Annotated in this window: 12 protein-coding genes; 4 read left to right on the forward strand and 8 right to left on the reverse strand. The window is 48.2% G+C overall.

All coding sequences use genetic code 11. From position 1 onward, the window contains the following. The first annotated feature begins 26 nt into the window (after nucleotides 1–26). Entirely contained in the window at nucleotides 27–1,976 is a 1,950-nt protein-coding gene (locus tag ABIE26_RS13095) for a tetratricopeptide repeat-containing sensor histidine kinase (protein WP_310142260.1), read from the forward strand. Nucleotides 1,977–1,993: 17 nt separating this feature from the next. Here the strand turns inward: ABIE26_RS13095 and ABIE26_RS13100 are convergent, their stop codons facing one another. Next, entirely contained in the window at nucleotides 1,994–3,121 is a 1,128-nt protein-coding gene (locus ABIE26_RS13100; protein WP_310142258.1) for a PAS domain-containing protein, read from the reverse strand. A 64-nt stretch (nucleotides 3,122–3,185) separates the two neighbouring features. Between ABIE26_RS13100 and ABIE26_RS13105 the strand changes: the two genes are divergently transcribed. Genes ABIE26_RS13105 through rfbC form a run of 3 tightly spaced genes read left to right on the forward strand, consistent with a single transcriptional unit; the run spans nucleotide 3,186 to nucleotide 5,871 of the window. Further along, entirely contained in the window at nucleotides 3,186–4,994 is a 1,809-nt protein-coding gene (locus ABIE26_RS13105) for a tetratricopeptide repeat protein (RefSeq protein ID WP_310142256.1), read from the forward strand. Nucleotides 4,995–5,009: 15 nt separating this feature from the next. Beyond that, nucleotides 5,010–5,312, forward strand: a complete 303-nt coding sequence (locus ABIE26_RS13110; protein ID WP_084237928.1) for a DUF4286 family protein — start codon at nucleotides 5,010–5,012, stop codon at nucleotides 5,310–5,312. Between the two features lie 4 nt (nucleotides 5,313–5,316). Then, nucleotides 5,317–5,871 carry a dTDP-4-dehydrorhamnose 3,5-epimerase gene (rfbC, locus tag ABIE26_RS13115; protein WP_310142255.1) on the forward strand — a complete coding sequence of 185 codons (555 nt, stop codon included), beginning with the start codon at nucleotides 5,317–5,319 and terminating at the stop codon, nucleotides 5,869–5,871. Between the two features lie 12 nt (nucleotides 5,872–5,883). Here rfbC and nagA read toward each other — a convergent pair whose 3' ends face one another. From nagA to ABIE26_RS13150, 7 genes are read right to left on the reverse strand one after another with little or no spacing between them, the layout of a single operon-like run. After that, a complete protein-coding gene (nagA, locus tag ABIE26_RS13120; protein ID WP_310142254.1) occupies nucleotides 5,884–7,071 on the reverse strand; it encodes an N-acetylglucosamine-6-phosphate deacetylase in 1,188 nt (395 codons plus the stop codon). Between the two features lie 21 nt (nucleotides 7,072–7,092). After that, the gene (locus ABIE26_RS13125) at nucleotides 7,093–7,509 is read right to left on the reverse strand and encodes a hypothetical protein (protein WP_310142252.1); all 417 of its coding nucleotides are present in this window, start codon (nucleotides 7,507–7,509) and stop codon (nucleotides 7,093–7,095) included. 27 nt (nucleotides 7,510–7,536) lie between these two features. Next, a complete protein-coding gene (locus ABIE26_RS13130; RefSeq protein ID WP_310142250.1) occupies nucleotides 7,537–9,684 on the reverse strand; it encodes a PVC-type heme-binding CxxCH protein in 2,148 nt (715 codons plus the stop codon). A 12-nt stretch (nucleotides 9,685–9,696) separates the two neighbouring features. Further along, a complete protein-coding gene (locus ABIE26_RS13135; protein WP_310142249.1) occupies nucleotides 9,697–10,986 on the reverse strand; it encodes a hypothetical protein in 1,290 nt (429 codons plus the stop codon). Nucleotides 10,987–11,017: 31 nt separating this feature from the next. Beyond that, entirely contained in the window at nucleotides 11,018–11,992 is a 975-nt protein-coding gene (locus ABIE26_RS13140) for an amidohydrolase family protein (RefSeq protein WP_310142248.1), read from the reverse strand. Between the two features lie 14 nt (nucleotides 11,993–12,006). Next, nucleotides 12,007–13,374, reverse strand: a complete 1,368-nt coding sequence (locus tag ABIE26_RS13145; protein WP_310142247.1) for a neutral/alkaline non-lysosomal ceramidase N-terminal domain-containing protein — start codon at nucleotides 13,372–13,374, stop codon at nucleotides 12,007–12,009. Continuing rightward, on the reverse strand, nucleotides 13,374–14,774 hold the full coding sequence (locus ABIE26_RS13150) for a DegT/DnrJ/EryC1/StrS family aminotransferase (RefSeq protein ID WP_310142245.1): 1,401 nt from the start codon (nucleotides 14,772–14,774) through the stop codon (nucleotides 13,374–13,376). Before ABIE26_RS13150 ends, ABIE26_RS13145 begins: the two co-directional genes overlap by 1 nt. Between the last annotated feature and the right edge of the window lies 1 nt (nucleotide 14,775).

The raw sequence follows: 14,775 nt of genomic DNA on the forward strand, positions 1-14,775 counted from the left end.
GTTACTTACTTTTGTTATCTTGTCTTATGATCCGCCTGATTTGTTTTATCACATTTTTACTGGGCATTAGTCTTGATGTTGCTGCACAAACCCCTCCATTGGATGAAAAGAAATTTACCGACAGCTTAAACGGCTTGTTAAACGGTAATGCAGATGCTGCGGTTAAAGCCAGGGCAAATTTTACACTCTCCTACTACTGGTCTGATTTGGATACGGCTAAATCCTGGCAATACCTCATTAAAGGAAAAGCGCTAAGTAAAAACAATCCTTATCTCCAGGCACTCAGCAACTACTTTACAGCGGCTTACTTTTGGGAAACCAACAAACCGCTGGCAAAACGGATGTATATGAAGTCTGACAGTTTACTGGCCAGGTTCAGCCTACCAGAAGCCTACCAATACCGGGCCAGGGCATGGCTGGGTTATGGTTCTTTATTGCAGCATGAAGACCAGGAAAAAAAGTTTATGGATATTCTGCTGACCCGTTGCATCCCATTAGCGCAACAGGCAGGAGATATGGGCATGGTGGGTAATTGTTACCTGAATATCGGGCTTGTTTTTACCAATACCCTGCATTACGATAAAGCGGAAGAATATTTTTTAAAGGCCATTCCCCTTTTAAAGCCGTCGCCTTATCCTTCGGTACTTGCAGACACCTATATGCGTGCAGCAAAAAATTACATCCTTCAAAAGAAATTCCCTTCGTCCAAAGCCATGCTCGATCAGGCAAAGGCGCTGCTGGATCCTTACCCGGCTTCTGTTTTTACCATAGATTGTTATCAGCTGGAGGGCATGTATTTTGACCGCATGGGGCTTTACAACGAGGCACAGCTTAGTTTCGACAAGGGCATTGCACTTGCTAAACAGAAAAACAAATCTTACAGCGTAGAAAGCCTTTTATTTGAAAAATACAAAACCTATTCCAGGCAAGGCAAATACGAAAATGCAAAACAAGTGCTGTTAGATATCCTTCAGCAACCAACCCTCCCTTTTGCAAGTAACCGGATAAGACAGTATTATGAATTGGCCGGAACCTATAGCAAACTTGGCGATTTTCGTAAAGCCTACGAATGGTCTGATAAAGCATTGCTATTGCTGGACAGCACCAGTGAGTCCCGGATAAAAACCGACATCAATGAACTGGAAATTAAATACCAGACTGCTGAAAAGCAGAAAAAGATTGCATTGCTTAGCGCAGAGAAAAAACATGCCCTGCTGACCCTCAAAAATAACCGCCTTTACAACTGGCTGCTCGCCGGTGCATGTCTGTTCCTTTTTATCCTGGTGTTCTTTATCTATTTCTACTACAAAAGCCAGAAAAAAATTGCCAGCCAAAAAGTAACTGAGTTAGAGCAGAAACAGCAAATAGAGTTGGTAAAGGCCATGTTAGATGCAGAAGAAAGTGAAAGGAACAGGCTGGCAAAAGACCTGCATGATGGATTGGGCAGCATGCTGGCCGGCATTAAGCTCAGTTTATCGGCCTGGGCAAAAACAAAAACACAGGATGCTGAATTGCAGCAGATCGTTGCCCAATTGGACGGCTCGGTAACTGAACTGAGGCACATTGCCCGCAATATGATGCCGCAAACCTTACTGCTTTACGGACTTGAAGCAGCCTTAAAGGAACTTTGTGAATCGGTTATGCGCAACAACCTGAGCCTGCACTTTGAAGCCATAAACCTGCAAAAAACCATCCCTTTAAATGCACAGATTACCATTTACAGGATTGCACAGGAAATCCTGGCCAATGTGATCAAACATGCCCATGCCACCTCAATTCTATTTCAATGCAGCCAAAACCAGCAGAGGTTTTACCTTACCGTTGAAGACAATGGCAGGGGCTTTGACAGCACTGCACCAATTGCCGGCATGGGAATCAGCAACATTAAAAACCGGGTAGCACACCTGAATGGCAGCATTCAACTCCATTCAAAACCTGCTGAAGGCACAGTGATCAATATAGAACTTGATGTCTGAGCAAATTTTCTTGCAGCTCAGCTCAGGCTTTTTTCGATAATCCCCTTGATCACACTGTCCAGTTCCTTTGCAGAATCATGTAAAAAAGCAATGACCTGCTGTTCGTCTACATTTTCGCTTTCCGGCTCCCGGAGTAGCTGAACCAGCCCCATAATGCGGGCCAGGGGTGCCCTCACCAGGTGGGTTTGTGCCCAGGCAATATCTTTGAGCCTATGGTTCTGCTGTTCAATAGTATGAATGTAATTGATGCGTTCGGTGATGTCGCGCATCGTCCCCACCATCCGGATGGCCTCGCCATCCGCATTCCTCAAAATGTATCCGTTTTCTTCTATAAATGCATAACTTTCGTCGCCCCGTTTAAACCGGTACTGGGCTGTCCAGTTGGTTTTATCAGGATCCCGTAAAGCATCCCGCAGGCTCCTTGTAACCGGATCAACATCCTCCTGGTGAATCATTTCTACCCACCTTTCAATAGGAAACCGCCCGTCATCAGGCTGGTAGCCTAAAACCCTGAAAAAAGCTCCGCCCCATTCCAGGTTATTACCAACAATATCCCAGTCATATATGGCATCATTGGTTGCTTTGTTCACGTAATCATACAACTCATTGCTGGATTTCAGCGCCTCGGCATATTGCCTGCTTTCCAGGATAACCTGCAGTAAGGAACTGGCCCTTTCCACTATTTTTATTTCTTCTTCATTGGGTACTTTCACCTTGCCGTAGTACATCCCAAAAGTAGCCATAACCTTACCGGCGGAATTAATGATAGGTCTCGACCAGCAGGCCAGCAGGTTGTGCTTCAGGGCAATTTCCTGATAGCCATCCCATTTTTCATCCTGTCCAATATCGGCCACAATCACCGTTTGCTTTAAAAAGGCTGCCGTACCGCAGGAGCCCATGTTGTCATCAATCTTGATCCCTTCAATCTGTTCCAGATAATCTTTGGGCAAGGAGGGCGCAACCCAGCCATACAACCTGCCGTTTTTAACTTTCATGATAGAACAATGCATCTCGGGAAACAGCGCTTCAATACCCAGAACATAGTAAAACAATACCTGGGTGACTAAAACCTCGGATTTTGAATTTAACTCCAGAACTTCTCTTTCCAGCTGTTCCAGATCGGGCATTCCATCCATTGTTGGCATAGCGCATGAATTAGAAAAATGAATTTACTATTTTATTCGCTAAATTCCCGATCTTAGTTTGAAAATGAAGAAATTAGCTGTAACTGTTTTATTGTGCCTGATAAAATTACTCTGCTGGGCGCAAGATAATGTAGACGATGCACTGGCTTACCAATATTACCAGCAGGGCCAGTTTCAGCAGGCCGCTGTACTGCTGGAAAAACTATTTAACAACACCAAAAGTGACGCTTATTTTGAACTCTATTTCAACTCCCTGCTGAAACTTAAAAAGTTTGATGAAGCAGAGAAACTTGCCAGAAAACAGATCAGACAAAACCCTAAAAGTCTCCAGTATGGCATTGCGCTGGCCAGGATTTATCAGGACAAAGGCCAGACTGAAGCGGCCAATAAAATGTATATGCAGGTAATCGCCAATTTACCGGCAGATGAATTTAAGATCAGGGAAATCGCCAATCATTTTTACGGTTTCCAGGCTTACGACCTGGCTATATCTGCTTTTTTACAGGGCCGTAAGCTCCTGAACAACGATCAGCCCTTTACGTACGAGCTGCTGAGCATTTACCGCTACAAAAAAGACAAAAACATGCTGGTACAGGAATACCTGAATGCACTGCCCCAACTCCCGCAGCTCCTTCCACAGGCCGAAAGCGTGCTTTCGTCTGTGTTTGAGGACAATGCCGATTACCAGATCCTGCAATCGGCGCTGCTCAAAAAGATCCAGAAAGAACCGCAGACTGAAATCTATACCAAACTGCTCATCTGGCAATACCTGCAGCAGCAGGAATATGAAATGGCCTTACGGCAGCTCATTGCGCAGGACAAGCGGATAAAAGACGATGGCGCTATTTTATTTAATACGGCTAATACTTTTTTAGACAACAAAGCCTATCCTACCGCCATCAAGGCTTATGAGTATTTACTGACCAAAGGCAAAGAAAACCCCTGGTACCTGCCGGCAAAGGTTGAAATGATCAACGCCAAGTACCAGCTGGTGATTGCCGGTAAGTTTGATAAAAACACTATCGCCGATCTGGCCTCAGCATATCAGGCCATTATCGATGAATATGGGAAAAGCAGGCAGACCCTTTTTGCCCTTACCAAACTGGCCAATTTGCAGGCCTATTATCTTAACGAACTGCCTAAAGCCGAAAAAACCCTGGAAGAATTGCTCAAAACGCCCGGAATTTCTGCTGCCGAAACCGGCCAGGTGAAGCTCGACCTGGGCGACATCTATATTTTGACGCAGCAGCCCTGGGAAGCTTTTCTGATCTATGAACAGGTGGCCAAACAATTTGAGAACCAGGACATCGGCAATGAAGCAAAATACAGGGCCGCCCGGCTTTCTTTTTATCAGGGCAATTTTAACTATGCCAAATCGCAGGCCGACGTGCTGAAAGCTTCTACATCGCAATTGATTGCCAACGACGCCCTTAACCTGAGCTTGCTGATCTCGGATAACCTGCAATCAAAAACAGACAGCAGCGCCCTTAAAATGTATGCTGATGCCGAAATGCTGCAGTTCAGGAACCAGCCGGCACAAGCCCTGGCCAAGCTCGACAGCATTGCCATTGCATTTCCAAACAATAGCCTTACGGATGATATCTTAATGGCCCGGTCCAGGATCTACATCAAAAACAATGATATTCCCAGCGCCATAACTGCACTGAAAACGCTGACCGAAAAACAAAACAACAGCATCTGGACAGATGACGCCCTGTTTACCCTCGCCGATTTGTATGAGAATAACCTCAAAGATAACGAGCAGGCAAAAAGCATCTACCAGAAACTGATCAACGATTACCCCGGCAGCATGTATACCAGTGAGGCGCGTAAACGTTTCAGGAAACTTCGGGGAGATAATATTGGGACTTAGTATTATCTTTGCTCCATGCTATTATACAACGTAACCATAATAATTGACGAAGCAGTGGCCGACAAATGGCTGAAATGGATGCAGGACGTCCATATCCCGAATGTAATGGCCACCGGAAAATTTATTTCCAACCGTCTGCTCAGGGTTTTAGATTCACCAAATGAAGGCATAACCTATTGTGCCCAGTATGTGGCCGAGCATATGGCCGATTACCTGGATTACCAGGAGAATTTTGCCCCGGCATTGCAGGCAGAAATCAATGAACATTTCGAAAATCAATTTGTGGCCTTCCGCACTTTAATGGAATATATAGCTTAAAATTATGCAGATTACAGAAACACCTATAGCCGGACTTTTGGTGATTGAGCCTAAGGTATGGAAAGACAACCGGGGCTATTTTTATGAAAGCTATAACGCCAGGATCCTGGCCGAAGCCGGGATAACAGGCAATTTTGTGCAGGACAACCAGTCTTTTTCGCAAAAAGGCGCCTTAAGAGGTATGCATGCGCAAAACATGCCTTTTGAGCAAGGCAAACTGGTACGTGTACTGAAAGGCGCAGTACTGGATGTTGCAGTCGACATCAGAAAAGCCTCAGCTACTTACGGGCAGCATTTCAGTATCGAACTGAGCGGAGAGAACCACAAACAGCTATGGGTACCCCCGGGCTTTTTACACGGTTTCCTGACCCTGGAGGATGAAACCATTTTTACTTATAAGGTCACCAATTATTACGATAAAGCTTCCGAAATCGGTGTGATGTGGAACGACCCCGACCTGAACATCAACTGGAACAGGGAAATTTCAGAACAGGAGCTGATCCTTTCTGAAAAAGACCTTATACTTTCATCATTTAAAGATTTTAAAAGCCCGTTTTAAACGGGCTTTTTTTTATTTCGTATACACCAGGTTTCCTTTTACCATGGTAGTCTGAATAGAAATTTCCCCGTCAAAAATAACGACATCGGCTTGTTTCCCTTCTATTAAGGAGCCAGTCCGGTCTGCAACCCCCATAATTTTTGCCGGTGTAGCGGTCAGCATCTGCACAGCTTCAATCAAAGGCACATGTGCCAGCTGAACCATCGTCCGCAGCAGACGGTCGGTCGTAGCCACACTGCCTGCAAAAGCGCTCCTGTCGGGCAGCTTGGCTACCCCGTCCTCTACAATTACTTTCATGCCAGTATGGATGTTGCCCAGGATACTTTCGCCGGGCGGCATACCGGCCCCACGCATGGCGTCGGTGATCAGCGCTGTTTTTGAGGCCCCCTTTATTTTGTACACCAGCTGCAGCAGGGCGGCGGGTAGATGGATCCCATCGGCAATGATCTCCACATCCATCTCGTCAATCAGGTAAGCACTCTCAATCACTCCTGCATAGCGGTAAGCATTCCGACGGGTAACGCCTGACATGCAGGAATAAAGGTGTGTAGCCAGTGTATAACCATTTTCAAATGCTTCCAATGCTTCTTCATAAATGGCATCGGTATGCGCTATGGCCGCGATGATGCCCTTGCTCCTTAAAAAGCGGCCAAAGGTGATGGCCCCAGGCAGTTCCGGTGCTGCACTCCAGCGCCTGATGATATCGGTGTGCGCAAGGATAGCCTTATACTCCTCCGGATCAGGATTGCGGATAAAGCGGGCGTCCTGGGCGCCACGCTGATCTGCTGCAAAATAAGGTCCCTCCAGGTGCATGCCCAGAAATTGGGCACCCATCAGGTTCTTCCGGTGAGCCTGTTTATAGATGTCCAGTGTGTTTAACAGTTCCTCTCGGGTACTGGTAAGCGTGGTGGGCACCATCGCCGTGGTGCCATACCTGGCGTGGGTCTCGGCAATCTTAAGAAAGGCGGTTTCACTGCCATCCATAAAATCGTGTCCGCCCCCGCCATGAATGTGTATGTCTATAAAGCCAGGAGCCACATAACAACCTTTGGCGTCAATCTCTATAGCACCCGGAGCTGCTATATCCTGTTCGCTTACTGCGGTTATTGTATCTCCCTTTATAATTAATGTGCCGCGCTCAATTATCCGGTAAGGTGTAATGATCCTTGCGTTGATAATTTTATATTGGTTTTGAAGCATTAATCTGATGTTTTAGCGTATTTAGGAAACCTGCTCTACCCAATAAGTACATGAACCGCCTTTGTTCACAGGGCCCTTGAACAGGATACAGCCGCCACAATCTTTCTCCGCTCCTTTAGGGATAAAAAGGTTACACTTTATACACTCGCGTTCAGGATCGGAAGCCTTTTCTTCGTAGCCCAGCTTTTTACGCTTGGCCAGCTCTTCGGGGCTCACACCACTGTAATCCCCGCATTTAAAGTCATCTGTACCACCTGATGCAGCCTTACCAGCCGTATCAGGTGCTGCCGCTTTAGGCGTATTGCCTGCGTTTGTTGTATTTTCTTTAGGTACGTCACTATTGCAGCTGCTTAGCGCTGCCCCTCCGGCAACCACAACCAGTCCGGCCGAGAGGAGTTTTTGCAGGAACAACCTGCGTGAATGATCTTGAGTGTTCATGTGTTTATGTTTTAAATAAGTATGGGATCAGCTTGCTTTCAGGGCTTCGGCAATGTCCTGCCAACCCTTTTTGTTTTCATCGGCAGCACTGCCCTCCAGTTTCTTAGCGGTATTTAACAATGCAGGAGCCGCCGTTTTATTTTTAGATTTTTTTAAGCCGGTAGCCAGGCCACTCAGGCCCGATTGTACCCATTTTGCATCGGCCTTAACAGCCGGTGAAGCCAGGAACTCCATGAGTTTACCCACTTCAGCTACCGATTTCCGCGAGCCAATGATGATAGAAATGTTCTTCATGAAGGCCAGCTTGGCCGAATCGGTTCCGTTAAAGAAAGTGCCGTTTTTGGCCAGCTGCCCCAGCAGGTCAAATGAAGAACCCGGATCAGAACTCAACACGGCAGTGGTAAACCAAAGGTCTTTATATTTCTTTTCTACTACGCCCGCAAAAGACGGCACTACCTGTGCAGCCGGTAATTGACCTGCGCTCAGGCTAGCCTGCATCGCAACCAGGCCTACCGGGTCGTTGATGGCCTTAACCAGCAAACTCGAAAGTGCAGCATCGTTTTGGTAACGTTCGGCCAGGATGGCCCCATGCTCCCTTAATCCGGCATCGGCATCCGTTAAAGCTTTGGTAACCATTTCGGCAGTTAAAGCATCCAATCCTTCCAATGTATACAGCGCATGCAGTCTGGTAATAGGATTTTTATCGTTATTGAACAGTTTGGTCAATGCCGGCACAGCACCTTTGTCTTTACGCTGTATAATAACCCGCTGGGCGGTTAAACGCCACCAGCGGTTGGCATGGCCCAGGTAAGGGATCAGTTCCTGTGTAAACTGTTTGGTCATGTGTGGTGGCAATACCTTTTTAGGTGTGGCCTTGTTGTACACAATACGGTAAATACGGCCAAAATCGTTACCCCTGTCGAAATCCATGTCCATCTTTAAAGAATCAGGGATGGACACCGGGGTTTCGATGTGCTGGCGGTACATGTCTATCATATAAAGGTTACCATCGTAACCCAGGGTAAAGTTACATGGCCTGAACCAGGTATCGGTAGCGGCAATAAATTCGCGCTTCTGCTCCTCGGCACTGCGTTTGGCAGCAAAGAAAGGCCCCTCGTTGCTCAGTTCTATAATATCGCGGTGTACCAGACTGCCCGCCACATCGCCAATAAAATGAGAACCATAGAATGATTTCGGATAGGTATCCCCGGCATAAATGGTACCTCCGGAAGCACCTGTAAAACGGCCTTCGGCATATTCTACCCTGTCCAGTTTCTCTTTCTGGAAATTTTCGTTACGGGCTTTGGTCCGCTCGGCACGCCACCATGGCGCAGGCGTAGCCTGGTACATGATGGGCTCGGCAGCGTAAATATTGACTACCGATTTAAAGTTCATATGCTCATGGCGTTTCAGGTACCTGGCCGCTATAGGCGAGTTGGAAATATGCCTGGAGTTGTTGGTATAAAAGCGGTGTCCCAGGTCGTCCATATCCAGGCCGTACTGCCCGGCGCCCGACTCTACCTCAAACAAGCCTTTGTCTAATCTAAAGCGGAAATCGCCCCCTTTGATCTGCAGGGCAGGTGCATCCGGTTTGCGACTGAAGGTAATTTCACCAGCCTGACCGCCGTTATTGGCATAAATCCAGTTGTCCACCCCATACCTTAAGCTGGTGATCTGGGCCTCGGAGTTGTCCTGAAAAAAGCCGGTAAACAGTACCTCACGGATATCTGCCCGGTTGTCGCCGGTTGTATCTTTCAGGAACAGCAGATCGGGCGCAGCTGTAACCAGCAAACCACCCTCCCAGGGCAATATACTGGTACCACTTTCCAGTTTCTCGGCAAAAACCACAGAAGTATCTATCCTGCCGTCGCCATCTTTGTCAATCAGTTTGCGGATGATGCCCTTACCCTGTCCGCGTACCGCTTTATAAGGGTAATCGCCCATTTCAATGGAATAGGCATTGCCGTCTTCATCAAAAGTAAGCTCTACAGGATCTTTAACCTGCGGCTCCGAAGCAAATACTTCGGCTTTAAAGCCATCCAGGATATCGAATGTCTCTATAGATTCTTCAGGCGTACGGGAATCCTCATATTTCTTTTTCTTTGCGCATGAACTGCATACCACTGCAAAAGCGGCAATCAGCAACAGGTTTCGGGTTAGGTTGGTTCGTTTCATTGCTTAAATATTTTATTGGTTTGTGTGTTTAAATGGATTGTCTATTTTAATGAGATCCTGTATTTCATGACCATTGTGCATAAACCTGGCCAGGGTATATACATTTCCATCGGTATCCATGGTAATGGAGTTGACATAGGTTGGCCTGCTGCCGTCTGCATAAAAAATGGCCCCATGGTCGGTATATTTCCTGTTGGAGAGGTCATAGGTCACCAGATGCAGGTTCTCCAGCCCTTTGGCCGCTCCCTTGGCAATGGCATCCTTGCCTTTTAAGCGCTTGCCGTCCACATAAATTGGACCGCCGGTAAGGTAATAAATGGTTTTGCCATCCGGCCCCGGCTGAAAGCCCAGGTAACCGTAACTGAACTGATCAAACATGCCGCTTTTCTGCGAAGGCAGGGAAGCAATCCTGTCTACAATTTCGATCTGCTGTTTACGCGGATCAAACTTAAACAGGTAACCCGAATTGCCGTGTACGCCATAAGCTATCTGCTGCGGCTCGTACCAGAAGATCTTGCGCCAGTTGTAGCCCATACTGCCCGGACGGGTGGCATCGTAACTGCCGAAGTAATCCAGGCGCAGGTCAACCTCATCCAGCTTGCCAAACGTGCTATCGCCCGGCTGGTATGTCAGGATATCGCCCTCCGCAGTAGAAAGGTATAAGGTTCCGCTGGCCGGATCAACAAACATAGAGCGGCAGATCACCCGATAATCCAGCCCCACAGTTCCGCCTTCTCCGCGGCCGCAGGTGAGGCCGATATTGCTGAGTTTACCGGTAGTCATATCGTAGTGCAGCAGATAGCCCAGGGGCCAGGTAAGCGCATAGATATGCCCCCTGTCCTTGTCAATGGCCATGGTCAGCAGCCCTTCGCCTTCAGGAGCTATGGCCAGGTCCTCAAACTTGCCCGAAGCCAGATCGTACGATAGGATGTGCCCCCCCGGGTAAAGCTGGTAACCGGCAGGGGCCACCTTATGGAGCGTTTCCATATCGTTTACCATATCGTAAACCCCAACATGGGTTACAAAATACAGCTTGCCATTGCTTTCATAAAAACGCACATGGCTCTTGCCCTGCGGAATGGCCTTGCTGTCTTTTTCACCGCAAACTTCGGTCAGGTCGGCCAGCAGTGCCGTAGCATCTGTTTCAGGATCGTACACATAAATTTTGCCGCCGATGTCATAGGATTCGGAGGAGAGGACATAATAAATGCGGCCATCACTGGCGGCCGATATTGCATTATAGGTATCGTGTGCCAGCTCAAAGCCAGAGTAGTATTGTTTTGCAGTTAAGGTATTGCTCATTATCAGATTCGTATCGTATGCTGTTTTTGCCTTACAGACGGAACAGCTTTTTAGCATTGTGGTATAAAATTTTTCTTTCTATTTTTTTACTTGGTGATAGCCTTTTGATGGCATCGATCAGCTTGGCGCCAAAACAATTGTCGATATGCCCGGTGATGTCGGTACAATCGCTGCCAAAAAGCAGCCTGTCCTGGTGTTTTTCCAGAAACCATCGGGCATGGTCTTCATCGCGGGTAAGGGAGCCCAGTCCGGAACCGGCTGAAAAGTCCCCATAAATATTGTCATAATTGCTCAGCAGCTGTTCGGTAATGCCGCCCCGTGTCACCTTTGTTTTCGGGTACAATACCGACTGATCGGTATGGTTCTTATCAATATTCGCCCACCAGGTTTGAGAATGGCCAATGAAATTTACCTTAGGGTATTTCTCGAGCATGGTATGGAAACGGTCCAGGCCGTAATTGTACATTTCATATTGCCAGTGCATCAATACCGGCACATTATAGGCCTGGGCCAGCTCGTAGATCTTCTGCATTTCGGGCGAATCGCATTCCACTCCGAATTTGGATTCCCCGATTACACAGGCCCCCATTTTCAGGTACCTTTCTATCTCCTGGATGGCCTCCGGAATGTCGGGCACCTCATTGGCACCATACAAAAACTCCTTAGGGTATTTTTTGGCCAGGGCCTGACATATGGCATTTCCTGTAGCTTTGGCCTGCAGGCCATTGCCTTTACCAAAGTGGGTAGAGGCTTGGTTTACAGGCCTGCCTGATGGCAAAAGTATGGTTTTGGTAACGCCCATGGCCCGCTGGTGTGCCACCAGCATGTCGTTGGTCCGGCCCATATAATCGGTATGCTGATGGATATCGATGATCGGCTCGGCAAAGAGCAGCGAAACCGGACTGGCATTCAGTCTCAGGGCCGTTGCGCTGAGCAACAAACTTGTCCCGGCAATGAACTGGCGCCGGGACAGGGATATTGGGGATTTAGGGGTTTTAGGATCCATGTTTGTTGCATTTTTTATTTAACAATCTTAAGCGCACCTGCTTTTTCGCATTGTGCGATCACTTCGGTTAATATTTTGGTTTCGATGGTGGCATCCCATTTTGCAGGCAGCCCGTATACCATTCTGGCAGCATCACCTTCATATCCGCCCTCCTGTAATATGGAGCAGGACGGGATATAGGTCATTACATCATTGCAATAGCCCAGCACAAAGGCATCCTGACCCAGCATCTGCTTGATCTTGATGGAATACTCTATGGTCAGCTCACCGCCCAGGCTCACCAATGGCAGGCCGCCCAGTGTCCATACCTGTACGGGGTAAGGGTACAGGCGCGACAGCTGTTCGCCATTCTGCAGTTTGCTCAGTATGCGTTCGGCCCAGCGCTTCTGGTAGGCTACTGGTGCAGTCTGGCTGATTTTGGAAAGCTCTTCTTTTGAAGGTAACGGGGCCATAGGCAGGTTCACTTCCGAATAGGCCGTAGTAATGGCGGCAGGTAGCTTGCGCATGTCTTCTTCCAGTACACGGTCTACCGCCGCAGCAAGTTCACGGCCGTATTGTTTGGCCAGGGGAATGGTATGTCTTGGCAGCGGGTTCTGATCGGCCCCCGCCCCCTGAAAAAACATTGCTGTAGCACCAGGATGTGCTTTTTCCAGTTCCAGCTGTGCAAAACCGGCATAATCGCCCGACCACTGGTAAATTTCCAGTACAGTAGGATGACAGGCATAACCGAAGGTAATGGCCTTCAGTTCGCCTTTTTTGTTGAGCACTTTCAGCACCGGCACGGCAAAATCGTTAGGCCCCTGCAATTCCGTAACCTTGGTAAGGGTAGCTACGGGATTGTTACGGCGGTTTACCTGGAAACGGGTAACCCCGTTCTGGGCATAAACCTCTGCTGGCTCCATCTTACCCAGGGCATCACCTACCAGTTTTACGATATAATCTTCCAGTGCGCGCGAGTATTGCTTAACCTGTTCCAGCTGCGCTGCATCCAGGAGGTAGATGTCAGATAAGGCGTTCTGCAAAACCGGGCCGGAATGCGTATGCGAGCTGTTCAATATGATCTGATCGCGTGTGATACCGTACTTACTCTGGATGCGGTCCCTGATCTGGTCGGACACCGCTTTGGGCAGGCCCAGCAGATCGCTGGTCACCAGTACCACCTTTTTGCCGCTGGCATCCTGTAAAGCCAGGGCCTTCGCCCATAAATCGTGCAGCTTACCTTCTGATGGATGCGTACGCACCGCAAAACCCGCCATGGCCATGTGCTGCTTAGGTGTAATCACCATACGTGCCACACCGGCCTTCCAGTCGGCCTGCTGCGCCTGCACTGTACTCAAAAAGATAAAGCAAAGGGAAGTTAAAATCTGAATTGTTTTTTTCATCACTTCCCGGCTTTATTTAACTGATCGGCATTCTTATGAATTTTAGCAATGGCATTGGCAATATCGTCCATGTCTGCCTTGGTGCCCAGCAACATATTCTGGTACAACCAAACCGCTTCTTCATTGCAAAGGATGTCGTTGTTTGGGCATTTGTTCTGCGCTGCCCATTTGCTGTAATCCAGTTCCTGCGCGGTATACATCTTTTTGAAGTTTTTGGACTCAAAAGCTTCTTTAATGAACGACATGTCCATCAGCGGGGTATAACCACTGGAGCAAGGCACACCTTCTGCCCGTAACGCTTTCAGGAAAGCGGCCCGCGACAGCCCTTTAAAGGCCTGCTTCTGGTACCTGAACGGAAAGAGGTGAAAAGCACAGCGGTTTGCCTTAGGATATAATTTATAGGGTATAATGCCCGGTATTTTTTCAATCTTAGATTTCAGGTAGGCTGCGTTTTCGTTGCGCGTAGCGGTTTCCTGCTCCAGCCGCGGCAGCAAAGAAAGACCTATGGCCGATGCATATTCCGAGGTACGTACCTTGGTGCCCAGCACCGTACTGCCAATCCCTATACCTCCGGCAGCGGTGCCAAAGGGATAGCCATACTGCTGGTAAGAGAAACATTTATCGATAAACACATCGCTATTGCTCACAATAGCCCCTGCTTCGCCTATGGGCAGATTTTTGGAGTTCTGAAAACTGAAACATCCGGCATCACCTATGGTGCCCAGCTTTTTGCCGTCGTATTCTGCAAGGTGGGCCTGGCAGGCATCTTCCAGTACAACCAGTTTATGTTTCTTAGCGATGGCCATTATGCGGTCCATATCGCAGGGCAGGCCTAAAATATGAACAGGAATGATGGCCTTTGTGCGCGGCGTGATCTTAGCTTCTATCTTATCTGGATCTATCTGAAAAGTCTCCCGGTCTACATCCACAAAAACAGGGATTGCGCCGTTGAGCAGGACAGCCGAGATGGTAGCAATAAAGGTATAGGGCGGAACAATGACCTCGTCGCCCGCGCCAATATCAAACTGGTTAAGCGCTACAATGAGTGCGTTGGTTCCATTAACTACCGTTAAGCTGCGTTTTACCCCCAGGGTTTTGGCCCATGCCGTTTCGAACTCGGTAGATACATTTGCACGCGACCAAACCCCGCTGCGCAATACTTCGGTAACCCGTTTCTCGTCGGTTGCCGGGTTCCATATCGGCCATTTAGGCCAGCCTGCAGTCCGTACCGGAGTGCCGCCCATAATGGCCGGTTTGCCGGAAACAGCCAGGGCAGTGCTTGCATTACTATTGTTTGCGGCCGACAATGATGGACTGAGCATCATGCCTGCTGCAAAAACCCCGGCCGACTTGAGGAAGCTGCGCCGGGCTTCTGAATTGTTTCTTTGTGTGTGGTTCATT

This window comes from Pedobacter africanus (genome assembly GCF_040548825.1).
Taxonomy (GTDB): Bacteria; Bacteroidota; Bacteroidia; order Sphingobacteriales; family Sphingobacteriaceae; genus Pedobacter; species Pedobacter africanus_A.

Excerpts from the sequence above, each read along its gene's own strand:
- ABIE26_RS13095 (WP_310142260.1), top strand. The coding sequence starts at position 27 with ATGATCCGCCTGATTTGTTTTATCACATTTTTACTGGGCATTAGTCTT.
- ABIE26_RS13100 (WP_310142258.1), bottom strand. The coding sequence starts at position 3,121 with ATGCCAACAATGGATGGAATGCCCGATCTGGAACAGCTGGAAAGAGAA.
- ABIE26_RS13105 (WP_310142256.1), top strand. The coding sequence starts at position 3,186 with ATGAAGAAATTAGCTGTAACTGTTTTATTGTGCCTGATAAAATTACTC.
- ABIE26_RS13110 (WP_084237928.1), top strand. The coding sequence starts at position 5,010 with ATGCTATTATACAACGTAACCATAATAATTGACGAAGCAGTGGCCGAC.
- rfbC (WP_310142255.1), top strand. The coding sequence starts at position 5,317 with ATGCAGATTACAGAAACACCTATAGCCGGACTTTTGGTGATTGAGCCT.
- nagA (WP_310142254.1), bottom strand. The coding sequence starts at position 7,071 with ATGCTTCAAAACCAATATAAAATTATCAACGCAAGGATCATTACACCT.
- ABIE26_RS13125 (WP_310142252.1), bottom strand. The coding sequence starts at position 7,509 with ATGAACACTCAAGATCATTCACGCAGGTTGTTCCTGCAAAAACTCCTC.
- ABIE26_RS13130 (WP_310142250.1), bottom strand. The coding sequence starts at position 9,684 with ATGAAACGAACCAACCTAACCCGAAACCTGTTGCTGATTGCCGCTTTT.
- ABIE26_RS13135 (WP_310142249.1), bottom strand. The coding sequence starts at position 10,986 with ATGAGCAATACCTTAACTGCAAAACAATACTACTCTGGCTTTGAGCTG.
- ABIE26_RS13140 (WP_310142248.1), bottom strand. The coding sequence starts at position 11,992 with ATGGATCCTAAAACCCCTAAATCCCCAATATCCCTGTCCCGGCGCCAG.
- ABIE26_RS13145 (WP_310142247.1), bottom strand. The coding sequence starts at position 13,374 with ATGAAAAAAACAATTCAGATTTTAACTTCCCTTTGCTTTATCTTTTTG.
- ABIE26_RS13150 (WP_310142245.1), bottom strand. The coding sequence starts at position 14,774 with ATGAACCACACACAAAGAAACAATTCAGAAGCCCGGCGCAGCTTCCTC.